Origin of the sequence: Bifidobacterium asteroides, assembly GCF_009683175.1 — a bacterium.
Taxonomy (GTDB): Bacteria; Actinomycetota; Actinomycetes; order Actinomycetales; family Bifidobacteriaceae; genus Bombiscardovia; species Bombiscardovia asteroides_H.
Genome location: NZ_WKKW01000005.1, coordinates 23105 through 36388 on the forward strand (window position 1 = coordinate 23105; position 13284 = coordinate 36388).

Genomic DNA, 13284 nt, shown 5'->3' on the forward strand with positions numbered 1-13284 from the left:
AGAGACAGGGCCGTCAGACCACGGTCAGGGTCACGACGGCCGGCGAGCCGTCATCATTGACCACCTTGACCTGGGTGCCGGGGTTGGGGTCCTGGATTCGCACCGTGTGGGTCAGGTTGCCCAGCGGCGCCGAAATGTTGACCTTGAGCCCGTATCCCTGCAGGATCTGGGTGGCCTCGTCCTGGCTCTTGCCCTTCACATCGGGCATGCTGATGAATTGCGGCCCCTTGGAGATCACCACGTTGACCGCATCGCCCCAGTGCAGCTGCTCCTGGGCCTGGTGGGAGGCGGAGATCACCTGGTTGCGGGGCACCGAATCTGACCAGTCCTCGCTGTAGTTGACCTTGAGCCGGAGGGCCTCCAGGGCCGCCTTGGCATCGTCCCTGGCCTTGCCGATGATGTCGGGCATGGCCACGGGCATTCGACCCTTGGACAGGACCAGGCTGACCTTGGTATCGTGCCGGGTCTTGGTCCCTGGGGCCGGCTCCACCGAAATCGCCGCCCCCTCGGGTACATCCATGGAGTACTGGTCCTTGGAGGAGTCATGGTCGATCTTGTCGAATCCGGCCGCCTTCAGGGCTTGCAGGGGGTCCTTGCCGTTGGAGGTGTTCGGCTGGAGGATGTCCTTGGGCACCGTGGCCTGGCGAATCCCCTTGGAGACGGTCAGGTTGAGACTGCCGCCCCGCTTGCTGATATGGGCTCCGACGGTATCGGGATCCGCGGCCATGATGGCCCCTTTGGGCACCTGGTCGCTGAAGTCGTAGTCGGTGTCGACATCGATGCCCGCGACCTTGAGCGTGCTGGCATACTTGGCGTAGTCGGCGCCGATGACCTTGCACTCCTGATTCTCGGAGCAGGAGATGTCATCCGGCTTGGGCAGGGCGACATAGCTGCCCGGACCCAGGTAGTACCACCAGGCGCCACCGCCGCCTCCGCTCAGGGCCAGCACCAGCAGAATCACCAGTGCGATGATCAGGCCCCGATGACGGTGCTTGGGCTTGGCTGTTTCGGTGCCTTGCTGCAGGGTCTGGGAGGAAGCCGGGACGACGTTTGCATCGGCGGGGGATGCTGTCGGGTCCTGAGGCTGCAGGACGGTTGTGGTCTCTGCCCGGGAGGGGGTGTCCACGTCGTTGAGCCGATAGCGCTTGGTCGCAGCGTCCGCATCGGTTTCGGGCGGGGCGGGCACATTCAGGACCGTGTCTGAATCTTGCGCTTCGGGTGCTGCAGCAATGGTCTGTGTGGCTGCGTCTTCGGAATCGTCGCTGGGTGCCGTGGCTGCCTGCCTTGGCGGTTCGGTCATCTCAGGGTTGGCGGACCCGGGCTGTCCGCTGGCTGCAGCTGCCGCGGTCGCTGTGGCTGTTGCAGGCAGCACGTAGTCCATGGCCTGCCGGTCCAGTCCCCTGACCACCTTCCTCAGGCTCTCCAGGGCCTCGCCTGCGTCGTCCGGGCGGTTTCCCGGTGAGCGATCGGTAAGTCCGGAGACCAGGGCGGCCACGGATGGGTCGATTCCCGGGCAGACCCTGGCCAGGGAGGGGACGTCCTCGTGGACGTGCTTGAAGACGATGGTCACCGGGTTGTCGCTGGCGAAGGGGACCGTGCCGGTCAGCATCTCGTAGGCGATGATGCCCACGGCATAGAGGTCGCTCTGGGGGGAGGCCTCATTGTTCTCGATGGTTTCGGGGGCCAGGTAGGCGGCCGTGCCCATGAGCATGCCCGTTGAGGACAGGGTGGCCTGGGCGGCGGCGCGGGCCAGGCCGAAGTCGGTGATCTCCACGTGGCCGCGGTCGTTGATGAGGATGTTTTCCGGTTTGATATCGCGGTGGATGACGCCGGCTCGGTGGGCGGAGGCCAGGCCGTCCAGTATTTCGCCCACGATCCGCAGGGTCTCCTTCAGGGGATAGACGCCCTGACGGGCCATGTCCCGCCGCAGGCTGATGCCGTGGACATACTCCATGACCAGGTAGTCCAGCCCCTGATCGACGCCCGTGTCGTAGACCTGGACGATGTGGGGGTTGGCGATGGCGGCCGCCGACCTGGCCTCCCGGCGGAAACGCTCCTCGAACTGGGCCCTGTGCGGCCCCTGGGCCAGCATGGTGTGCATGATCTTGACCGCCACATGCCTGGACAGCCGCAGATCCAGGGCCTCGTAGACCGTGGCCATGCCACCTTGCGCAATCTCGCGCAGAATGCGGTAGCGCCCGTCTATGATCCGGTCGCTGGTCCTCTCGTCCGCTTCACTCATGCTCGTCTTGTCCGGCCCTCTGCACCTCGGAGGCCTGACCGGCCTCGGCATCAATGGAAGATACACGTTCATGATACCCGGCGGTGGTGGCAAGCGGCAGGAAGCGTCGGCAGGCCTTCAGGAAGATGGTTCGGCCCTCTGCCGACAGATGCAGATCATCAGCCAGGGCCTGGGCTTCGGCCTGGGTTCGGGCGGACAGGTCGGCAATGCGTCGACGACTGACATCTACGGCCCCACAGGACTGCATCAGGTCGCGGACCATATTTACCTGGGCATCCTTGCGGCGTTCGGTCGGGGAACCGTAGAGTCGGCGGACCTCCTTGGCCTGATCAGGGTCGGCCATGGCCAGGGTGTCGGCCAGGAGGACGGTCCTCTTGCCCTCGCGAATATCGCCACCCACGGGTTTGCCGGTACGGCGGTCGTCGCCTGCCACATCCAGCAGATCGTCCGTCAGTTGGAAGGCCAACCCCAGATCCAGACCCAGGACGCGCACTGATTTTTTGTGCTCTTCCAGGTCTGCTCCAGCGGCCAGCAGGCCCAGAGCCAGGGGGGCCATGGTGGTATAGGAGGCGGTCTTCCAAGCCATGGTGTGCAGGGCCTGACTGCGCAGGCGTTCCGGATTGTCCAGGGAAGCCTCTTCCATACCCATGTCCAGGACCTGGCCGGTGACTACAGCCGTCTGCATGGATTGGAAAGACCTACCGATGGCCGATTCCTGAGGCAGGTCGGCAGCCGCCTGGAGGGCCATGGTTGTGCTCAGTGATGCCAGCAGGTCGCCAAGGAGGATGCCCAGGCCGGTGCCACGGGCATCGGGGCCTGCGGGGAGCCGGTCGCTTGGATCGTTTCCGGCGGCCGACCGGCTCAGGGCCAGATGGGCGGCAGGACGGCCCCGACGACGGGGGGAGCCGTCGATGATGTCATCGTGGACGAGGGCGCTGGTCTGATAGACCTCCAAGGCGCAGGCAAGGTCCACTGCCGCCTGTTCACGGTCCGGATTCCGCTCGGATTCCAGAGCCCGCCAGACATCGCAGAGCAGGAGGGCGCGCAGTCGTTTGCCGCCACGGCCTGCCTCGATTGCCTGGTGGATGACCTCCTGCAAAGCCCCCTGTGAGGGGTTCTGATCCAGGGGATGGTCCGGTCCGGGCTCTGGATCAGTCAGGTGGTGGCAGTGGTCCTGGAGCAGTTCCTCCATGCGTTGTTCGACCCGTGCTGCAGTCACGCTCTTCATGCCTTAGAGCCTATCCGCATATCTGCCCAGCGGGCGGGCTGCACGGCCCGTGGCTGCAGGGAGCATGGTGGATGGATGACCCCACTTGACCACATGCTCGGCTGTGGCCTTCCCGACGGTTCCTGCTGGTTCAGGATGGTGCCAAGGCTCCCCGGACATCAGACCGGGAGCGGATGGGAGGCAATGACGGCATGAACGATGCACACGAAGACGGCATGACGAAACTTGTGGAGAACTACCGAGAGGGCCGACGACGATGGGGCGTGGAAGATGCTGATAGGCGATGGCTCCAGCAACCCTTGACAGACTGGACAGCCGGTTTGAAAGGGCAGCAGCCGCACCCGCCTTTGAACTCCGATACGGCTGACCGTCTGGCTGTGGCCATCAAGGAGACCCTGGCCATACGTGACGGGCTCATTCTGTCCATCCTGGCGCCTGAGCCTGGTCTGGACAGGGATCGGTTGCTGGACCTGTGCGTTCGTCCCAATGATCCATCCAACGTGACGGCGCTCTGCAGCATTCTGGATGCGGTCTTCAAGGATTCTGCGACACGGCCGGACCATCCGCGTTGCCGGGCCGGGCTGGCCATGCTTCAAGCCATAGCTGATCAGGTTCCGCCGGGGTTTCGGTCCCAGCCCCTGGCGGTCGCGGCCTACGTCGACTGGTGGAATGGGGGATCCCGGGCATCCGGGTTCGCCGAGGGAGCTCTTTCCGACGACCGCTCGTGCAGTCTGGCCGCCATCGTCCTGGCTTTGATCGGCCGCGGCATCGACCCGGCCTGGAGGCAATCGGGCTGAATCGGGAATAATCGTCCCCCTGGGGTGGTTCACTTAGTGAGTCTAAGATTTGACCTTGCCATAGCTGTGCCTTGAAAGCAGTGTCGGCGGGTGGGATGATCCAGGAGGAGAATTTGGCCACGAAGGACACCAAGTCAGCCAAGACAGCCGCAGTGGATACCGGGAAGGGCCGGACCAGTTCAACCGCCGGCAAGACCAAGACCGCCACCAGGTCCAAGACCAGCAGCAGCAAGGCGTCCCGCAAGACCGCAGCCCGCAAGACCGCCACTGCCAGCACTTCGACGGCCAAGACCAACCGTCGCCCGGCCTCCAAGACCAAGAAGAAGGTCGAAGAGGAGCCCATCCTGCAGCCGGAGGAGCAGGAGCCCGACGAGGACCTGCTCGAGGACCAGGAGGACGACGACCAGCTGGACAAGAGCGAGGATCAGCTGGAGGACGAGCCCGACGAGGACGATCAGGAGGAGGACGAGGCCCACCAGGTCGAGGATGAGGCCGAGGAGGACCGCAAGGCCGCCCATGCCCTCGCCGCCAAGGTCAAGGGCGCCTTCGTCGTCGACGATTCCGATGACGATGAGAATGTCACTCCCTCAGGCAACCCCAAGCGTCGTGTGGTCACCGCCGGCGCCACTGCCGATCCCGTCAAGGACTACCTCAAGCAGATCGGCCGCGTCAGCCTGCTGAATGCCGAACAGGAGGTGGACCTCTCAGAGCGTATCGAGGCCGGCCTCTATGCCCAGCATCTGCTGGACACCGAAGGCGAGGGCATGGACTTCAAACGCCGCCGCGAGCTCAAGTGGGCCGCCAACGACGGGAAGAAGGCCAAGGACCATCTGCTGGAGGCCAACCTGCGACTGGTGGTCTCCCTGGCCAAGCGATACACCGGCAGAGGCATGCTCTTCCTGGACCTGATCCAGGAAGGTAACCTGGGTCTGATCCGTGCGGTAGAGAAGTTCGACTACACCAAGGGCTACAAGTTCTCCACCTACGCCACTTGGTGGATTCGTCAGGCCATCACCCGTGCCATGGCCGACCAGGCCCGCACCATCCGTGTGCCCGTTCACATGGTCGAGGTCATCAACAAGCTCTCCCGCGTCCAGCGTCAGATGCTGCAGGACCTGGGTCGCGAGCCCACCCCCGACGAGCTGGCCCGGGAGCTGGACATGCCCGTCGAGAAGGTCCAGGAGGTCCAGAAGTACGGGCGCGAGCCCATCTCCCTGCATACCCCTCTGGGGGAGGACGGTGACTCGGAGTTCGGCGATCTGATCGAGGACACCGACGCCATCGCCCCCTCGGATGCTGTGGCCTTCTCCCTGCTGCAGGAGCAGTTCCAGCAGGTGCTTGAGACCCTGAGCCCCCGCGAGGCCGGCGTCATCAAGATGCGTTACGGCCTGGAGGATGGGCAGCCCAAGACCCTGGACGACATCGGCCGCGTATACGGGGTCACCCGTGAACGCATCCGCCAGATCGAGTCCAAGACCATGTCCAAGCTGCGGCATCCTTCGCGCTCGCAGACCCTGCGTGACTTCCTGGATCAGTGACCTCTGCGCCCGGCGGGGAGGTACTGATGCTGTCGAGGCCTCCTTGCTAAAAATGGTCATCGGTGCGTAAGCGACCGCCCATGTGAGGACCCCGGTCTTCCTGGGCGCCAAGAGGTGAACGGCGAGGTAAATGGTGGCGAAAAAGCCTGATAAGGGGAAGTCCTATGGTGCCGGCAGTCTGACGGTCCTGGATGGCTTGGACGCAGTGCGCAAGCGTCCAGGCATGTACATCGGGACCACGGACAGCCAGGGGCTCATGCACTGCCTTTGGGAGATCATCGACAACGCCGTGGATGAGGCCCTGGCCGGCCAGTGCGACAACATCAAGGTCATCCTGCACAAGGATGGCTCCATCGAGGTGGACGACAACGGCCGAGGCATCCCCGTCGATATTGAGCCCCGAACCGGGCTGACCGGCGTGGAGGTGGTCCTGACCAAGCTTCACGCCGGCGCCAAGTTTGGCAACTCTTCATACACGGCTGTTGGCGGCCTGCACGGCGTGGGCTCTTCTGTGGTCAACGCCCTGAGCTCCCGGCTGGACGTGGAGGTGGACAGGGACGGCAAGACCCACCGGATGCAGTTTCACCAGGGCCATCCCGGCACCTACCAGGATCCAGACCCAGAGCATCCCTCGCCTGACTCGCCCTTCAAACGCACCAGGAAGAACAGGCCTACACCCCTGGAGATAGTGGGCAGCGTGCCCAAGTCCCGGACCGGCACCAGGGTGCGCTATTGGGCCGACCCGGAAATCTTCAACCCCACGGCCCGGTTCAGCTACGCCCAGCTGATCGACCGGGTGCGTCAGACCAGTTTCCTGGTGCCCGGCCTCAAGATCACCGTGATCGACGACCGCATCCCCGCAACAGGAAGCGCCGAACAGGACCTGCGTCTGGAGGTCGATGGCGAATCCACTGCGGAGCCGGACGATCAGGACGTTCAAGAGAACCTTCTTGAATCGTCTGTCAGCGGCGACTCTTCGAAAGAAGATGCCGGAGACGAGCGTGCCGAAGGCGCGCAAACTGATGATGCCGACCTTTCGGCCACCGAGCAGGCTGACCGGGCCATGCTGCAGCCGGAGGACGAGTCCGGCCATCAGCGTGTGGAGGAGTTCCTGCACACTGGCGGAGTGACGGACTTTGTTGACTTCCTGTCCAAGGGCGAGCCGGTCAGCGACATCTGGCGGATCAGCGGCCAGGACACCTACCAGGAGGAGACCCAGCGGGTGGGCTCGGACGGCGAGCTGCATGCCGAGCAGGTGGAGCGTGTCTGCGGGGTGGATATAGCCCTGCGCTGGGTCAATGACTACGATTCAATCGTCCGCAGCTTCGTCAATGTGGTGGAGACGCCCGGCGGAGGCATGCACGTGGACGGATTCATGAACGCCATGACCCGGCAGGTGCGCAAGGCCGTGGAGGCCAACGCCCGCCGCCTCAAGGTCAACCTCAAGGATTCCCACACCAAGGTGGAGCGCGACGATGTCCTGGCCGGTCTGGTGGCCGTGGTCACCGTGCGCATCGCCGAGCCGCAGTTCCAGGGCCAGACCAAGGACGTGCTGGGCACGGCCCAGGTCAAGCCCATCGTCAACCGGATGACCGACGACCAGTTCGGCCAGATGATCAGCGGCTCCAAGCGCGGCTTCAAGGAGCAGTCCGGCCAGGTGCTGGAGAAGATCGTGGGCGAGATGCATGCCCGCGTCCAGGCACGCAAGACCAAGGAGGTCACCAGGCGCAAGAACGCCCTGGAATCGGCCTCCATGCCCTCCAAGCTCTCGGACTCCATGCCCGGCAACGACGACATCGCCGAGCTGTTCATCGTTGAGGGCGATTCCGCCCTGGGTACGGCCAAGGCCGCCAGAAACTCCATGTTCCAGGCCCTGCTGCCCATCCGTGGCAAGATCCTCAACGTGCAGAAGGCCTCCCTGTCCCAGATGCTGACCAACAAGGAGTGCGCCTCCATCATCCAGGTGGTCGGCGCCGGTTCGGGAGCCAGCTTCGACATTGACCAGGCCCGCTACAACAAGGTCATCATGATGACCGATGCCGACGTGGACGGCGCCCACATCCGCATCCTGCTGCTGACCCTCTTCTACCGCTACATGCGGCCCCTGATCGAGAACGGGCGGGTCTACGCCGCCGTGCCGCCCCTGCACCGAATCGCCCTGGCAGGCAAGAACAAGGGGAAGTTCATCTACACCTATTCGGATGATGAGCTGGAGGGCAAACTGGCCGACCTGCAGGCCAAGCACATCGACTACTATCCCGATGTGCAGCGGTACAAGGGTCTGGGCGAGATGGACGCCGACCAGCTGGCTGACACCACCATGGATCCCAGGACCCGTATGCTGCGCCGCATCCGCATGGAGGATGCCGCTCAGGCGGCCGGCATCTTTCCCCTGCTCATGGGCGACGACGTGCCGCCCCGCAAGCAGTTCATCGTGGACAATGCGGACGACTTCGATCGGAGCAAGATCGACACCTGATCGACCTTCAGCAGGGCCCAAAGGGGCGGGGAGAGGAGTGTGACGCATATGGGCGATCCCTTGGATAATTTCTCCCCGCAGACGGCCGGCTGGTTTCGTCAGGCCTTTCCTCAGGGGCCCACGCCGACCCAGGTCCAGGCCTGGCCTGCCATCCGCTCAGGCGGCGATGCGCTGATCATTTCGCCCACCGGATCGGGCAAGACCCTGGCCGCTTTTCTTTGGGCAATTGATGAGCTCATGACCAGGCCTCGGCGCTCCCGGAAACCTGGGGTCGCCGTGCTGTATATCTCGCCCATGAAGGCCTTGGGGACTGACGTGGCTCGCAACCTGCAGGCTCCGCTGGATGGCATCGCCGAGCGATTTGCACAGCAGGGACGAAAAGCGCCCAAGGTCCGGACGGGCATCCGCACTGGAGACACCGATACCCGTGGTCGCAGGGCCCTGGCAGTCCATCCGCCGGATATTCTGGTCACCACCCCGGAATCGCTCTATCTGATGCTGACCTCCAAAACAGCCAGCACACTGAAGAACGTGCAGACCGTTATTGTGGACGAAATCCACGTTTTGGCGGGCAACAAGCGCGGGGCCCATCTGGCGCTGAGCCTGGAGCGGCTGGACAACCTGGTCGGGCGGCCGGTGCAGCGGATAGGCCTGTCGGCTACGGTCCGGCCGCCCGAGCAGGTGGCACGTTTTCTGGGCGGCAGCCGTCCGGTCAGCCTGATCCAGCCCAAGTCGTCCACAGCCATGGACCTGCGGCTGATCGAGCCCCTGGAGGATATGGGCGATTTGGCTGCGCCACCCGGCGAATCCGGGCAGGAAGGACAGGAGAGCGACAAAAGAAGCGGATCCATCTGGCCAGCCGTCGAGCGTGCCATTCTGGACCAGGTCCTGTCCCACCGCACCACCCTGGTCTTCGTCAACTCCCGCGGCCTTGCCGAGCGCCTGACCGCCCGGCTGAACGACCTCCACCAGTCCGATCTGCAAGCGTCCAAGCACCGTAGCCGAGGCAGCAGTGGACAGGGCCAACCAGGTTTATCCCCAGAAACAGACGAGCCCACGGACAGGGCTGGGCAGGTCGGGGAGCCCGCCCACTACGATTCGGCCACCGGGTCCACCTCCGAGAGAACTTCCGGCCTGGTCGTCGACCAACCCATTGCCATGGCGCATCATGGTTCGGTGTCCAAGGAACGCCGCCGCCAGGTGGAGGATGACCTCAAGGCCGGCAGACTGCGGTGCGTGGTAGCCACCTCCAGCCTGGAGCTGGGCATCGATATGGGCTCGGTCGATCTGGTCATCCAGGTCAATGCCCCGTTGTCGACCGCCTCGGGACTGCAGCGGGTGGGCCGGGCCGACCACCAAGTGGGACGGGTATCGCAGGCCAGGCTTTTTCCCCTGACCCGTGAGCAGATCCTGGAGTGCGCGGCCAGCATGGAAAGCATGGTCCAGGGCGACATCGAACCCACCATCATGCCCAGCAGTCCCTTGGACGTTCTGGCCCAGCAGACGGTGGCCGCAGCTGCCATGGGACCACTCAAGGAGGAGGATTGGCTGGCCACGGTCAGACGGGCCGCGCCCTTCGCCCACCTGGACCGGCAGGTCTACCGGGCGGTGCTGGGCATGCTCAGCGGCGCCTATACCTCACAGGACTTCACCGCCTTCCGCCCCATCCTGGTCTGGGACCACCAGACCGGAACGCTGACGGCCCGACCCGGTGCGCAACGCCTGGCGGTTACCTCCGGAGGCACCATTCCCGACCGCGGATCCTACAGTGTGGTCATGTCCTCTGAGGCCGCCGGCGGCAAGCCCCGACGAGTGGGGGAGCTGGACGAGGAGATGGTCTACGAGTCCCGCAAGGGGGACGTGATCACCCTGGGCACCACCTCCTGGAGGATCCAGCAGATCACCCGCGATCGTGTGGTGGTGGTCCCCGCCCCGGGACGCTCCGCCAGACTGCCCTTCTGGCACGGGGAGGGCACCGGCCGCGACCCCGCCTTTGGCCGCCGCCTGGGCAGGCTTGCCAGGGAACTGTCCCAGGGCCTGATACCGGCAGTACAGACTGCCTCCGGTCGGCCGGCCTTCACTCAAGCCGTCTCTTCTCGTCTGCTGGAGGACGGTCTGGATCGTCCTGCCATCAATAATTTGGCTGCCTTCCTGGCCGAGCAGCAGGCCTCCACCGGTCAGGTGCCCGACGACCGGCACCTGGTGGTCGAGCGCTGCCCCAACGAGGAGGGTGACCTGAGACTGATCCTCCACTCGCCATACGGACGCAGGGTCAACGAGCCCTGGGCCCTGGCCATAGCCGCCCGGCTCTCCCGTGAGCGCGGCTACGACGGATCCGTCTGGGCGGGGGAGGACGGCATTGTCGTGCAGATTCCGGGCACTGACGCCTTCCTGGAAGATCGGCGAATATTCGGATTCACCCCCGACCAGGTGGAGCGCGAGGTCCGACGGCATCTGGTGGGCTCGGCACTCTTCCAGTCCCGCTTCCGCCAGTGCGCAGCCCGCTCGCTCTACATGCCCAGGATGGAGCCTGGCCGCAGGGTTCCGCTCTGGCAGCAGCGTCTTCGAGCCTCCCGTCTGCTGGATGCGGCCCTGAAGGAGGATGACTTTCCCCTGGTTCTGGAGACCATGCGCGAGTGCCTGCAGGACGTCTACGACATGCCCGCCTTGCACGAACTGATGGCCGACCTGGAGCAGGGGAGCGTCCGTCTGATTCCGGCCTCCACCAAGACCCCCTCACCCATGGCCTCAGGTTTGCTCTTCGGTTACCTGGGGACCTTCATGTACCAGTACGACATGCCAAAGGCCGAGCGCGACGCCGCCATGCTGGCCATCGACTCCGACCTGCTGGAGCAGATGGTCGGCCAGGTGGATATGGCTGACCTCCTTGATCAGGAGACCGTTGACCAGGTGACTGCGGATTTGCAGCGGCTTTCGCCCAGGAACCGGGCCAGGGGGGCCGAAGGACTGGCCGACCTCTTGCGCACCCTGGGCCCCATGGATTTGGCCGAGATCCGTCGGCGTATGCGCGGCCAAGAGGACGAGCCGGCTACAGAGGCACAGGTCCGTGCCATGCTGGAGGAGCTGCGGGTCCAGTCCAGAGTGGTTCCGGTCAGACTAGGCGCTCGCGACTGTTGGGTATGGGCCGGTCAGGCAGAGCGGTTGACGGCGGTCCTGGGCCCTGGCATCTACCAATCCGTCCAGCCAGTAAAGGAATCGGAATCAGACAACGAAGCCTTCGACCAGCTGGTCAGGCAATACGCTGCAGTCCACGGGCCATTCACCACCCAGGATCTGGCTGGTCACCTGGGCCTAGGCAGTGCTCTCTTGGAGGACAGGCTGCGCTCCCTGGCCGCACGCGAGCTGCTCATGACCGGGGTCTTTCCCAGTCCTGACCTGAGTGCCTATGGCGAGCCTGGTTGGGAGGGAGGCGAGCCCCGCCGAGGGTGGCTGGATCCCGAGGTCTTCCGTCGGCTGCGTTCACGGTCCCTGGCCAAGGCCAGCAAGGCCGCCAGTCCCGTTCCCGGCCATGTCTACAGCGACTTTCTTCTTCACCGTCAGGGTCTGGCACCCTTGGGTCAGGAGCCCTTGATGGGCACTGAGGGGCTGCTGGAGGTGGTCGGTCAGCTGGAGGGATTGGATCTGCCGCCCGCGCTCTGGGAGTCGGCCATCTTCCCGGCCAGGGTGCGTGATTACGGTCCGGCATTGATGGACGATCTGCTGGCTTCGGGCCAGGTGGTCTGGGTGGGATCCGACCAGGGGGAGGGACCGCTGGGCGCTATGACCTTTTACCTGGCTGAGGACCTGGATGAGGATATCCCCCGGCAAACCACCGGTTCGCTGCCTGCTGGGGACGAGGCCGATAAGGTAAGCAGGTCGAGCGACCAGGGCGATCCGGGCGACTTGGAAGAGTCCCTGCTGGATGTTCTGGCCGACGGGGGAGCCTACCGCTTTGATCGGCTCCTGCGTGCCTGTGCCGGTCGTGGTGGCAATGACATCGCGTCCCCTGATTCTCAGTCTCCAGACCAGGAGGCCCTGGCCCGGTCGCTCTGGGGGCTGGTCAGGCGTGGACTGGTCACCAACTCCTCCCTGGCTCCGGTCAGGCGGCTGGTCCGAGGATCCGGACCACAGCCCTCGGGTAGGACCCGCCGTTTGCCCCATGGTCTACGTGGACGCGGCAGGCCCTTGAGTCGCGCAGCCTTGACACGGGCGGCCGGTTCTTCAGCGCTGTCGGCGGCGGAGGAGGGATTCTGGACTCTGGTTGCCGATCAGCGCGGACCAACAGCAGGTGCGGCAGGGATTGGCATGCACAATTCAAGCGACGATGACCGGCAGCGGACCGTCCACCTGGTCCATGAGGAACAAGCCATCCTGGACCGTTATGGGCTCCTGGCTCCGGTCCTGCCTGAGGTGAGGTCCCTCCCTGGCGGATTCTCGGCCCTCTATCAGGTCTGCAGGCGCATGGAGGAGGCTGGCCAGCTGACGCGTGGAGTCATCGTCGACGGTTTCGGCGGCGCCCAGTTTGCTCCTCGGGAGGTAATCGACCAGCTCAGGGACTTCCAAGAGGGTCAGCGCAATGATGATGGCGATGGTGGATTGGAACAGCGTTCTCCCGAGCCCGTGGTCATGGATGTGACCGATCCCGCCAACCTCTATGGCACGGCCCTTGCCTGGCCGACCACATCAGGGGATGGCGGCGGTCGGCCCATTCGGCGAATGGGGAACCTATTGGTGCAGAATCGAGGCCGTGCCCTGGTCTATGCGGCGCCCAAGGGGCATCATCTGCTGGTCTTCGGTGAGCCCGAGCGTGGATTGCTGGAGGCCGCCTTCGCCCAGCTGGCCTCATGGCTGAGGCGGGGCGGGCAGGGGCGCATCCTCTTCAGTGATGCCAATGGCCGGCCCCTGACCATGCGCGAACCGGTGGGCATGGCCCTGGCCGCCGCCGGATTCACGGCCGGGCCGGGCGGCATGGCCCTCTACTGAGTCTGTGCCGAGCGCCC

The 13284-nt window shown here is 64.8% G+C and carries 6 protein-coding genes; 4 read left to right on the forward strand and 2 right to left on the reverse strand.

What is annotated here, in order from left to right; genetic code table 11:
* Nucleotides 1-13: 13 nt before the first annotated feature.
* Entirely contained in the window at nt 14-2242 is a 2229-nt protein-coding gene (locus tag GKC41_RS07185; RefSeq protein ID WP_154313593.1) for a Stk1 family PASTA domain-containing Ser/Thr kinase, read from the reverse strand.
* Nucleotides 2235-3470, reverse strand: a complete 1236-nt coding sequence (locus GKC41_RS07190) for a polyprenyl synthetase family protein (RefSeq protein WP_154313594.1) — start codon at nt 3468-3470, stop codon at nt 2235-2237. The genes GKC41_RS07185 and GKC41_RS07190 overlap by 8 nt, the downstream gene beginning before the upstream one ends.
* A gap of 191 nt (nt 3471-3661) precedes the next feature.
* Here GKC41_RS07190 and GKC41_RS07195 point away from each other — a divergent pair, with 191 nt between their 5' ends.
* The 4 genes from GKC41_RS07195 to GKC41_RS07210 all read left to right on the forward strand — a co-directional run bounded on the left by GKC41_RS07195 (nt 3662) and on the right by GKC41_RS07210 (nt 13267).
* Nucleotides 3662-4267, forward strand: coding sequence for a DUF4192 family protein (locus tag GKC41_RS07195; protein WP_195760199.1), 606 nt, complete (start codon nt 3662-3664; stop codon nt 4265-4267).
* Between the two features lie 113 nt (nt 4268-4380).
* A complete protein-coding gene (locus GKC41_RS07200; RefSeq protein WP_375537543.1) occupies nt 4381-5805 on the forward strand; it encodes an RNA polymerase sigma factor in 1425 nt (474 codons plus the stop codon).
* 130 nt (nt 5806-5935) lie between these two features.
* Nucleotides 5936-8284, forward strand: coding sequence for a DNA gyrase/topoisomerase IV subunit B (locus GKC41_RS07205; protein WP_154313596.1), 2349 nt, complete (start codon nt 5936-5938; stop codon nt 8282-8284).
* Between the two features lie 48 nt (nt 8285-8332).
* Nucleotides 8333-13267, forward strand: coding sequence for an ATP-dependent helicase (locus GKC41_RS07210; protein WP_154313597.1), 4935 nt, complete (start codon nt 8333-8335; stop codon nt 13265-13267).
* Nucleotides 13268-13284 lie beyond the last annotated feature (17 nt).

Excerpts from the sequence above, each read along its gene's own strand:
- GKC41_RS07185 (WP_154313593.1), bottom strand. The coding sequence starts at position 2,242 with ATGAGTGAAGCGGACGAGAGGACCAGCGACCGGATCATAGACGGGCGC.
- GKC41_RS07190 (WP_154313594.1), bottom strand. The coding sequence starts at position 3,470 with ATGAAGAGCGTGACTGCAGCACGGGTCGAACAACGCATGGAGGAACTG.
- GKC41_RS07195 (WP_195760199.1), top strand. The coding sequence starts at position 3,662 with ATGAACGATGCACACGAAGACGGCATGACGAAACTTGTGGAGAACTAC.
- GKC41_RS07205 (WP_154313596.1), top strand. The coding sequence starts at position 5,936 with ATGGTGGCGAAAAAGCCTGATAAGGGGAAGTCCTATGGTGCCGGCAGT.
- GKC41_RS07210 (WP_154313597.1), top strand. The coding sequence starts at position 8,333 with ATGGGCGATCCCTTGGATAATTTCTCCCCGCAGACGGCCGGCTGGTTT.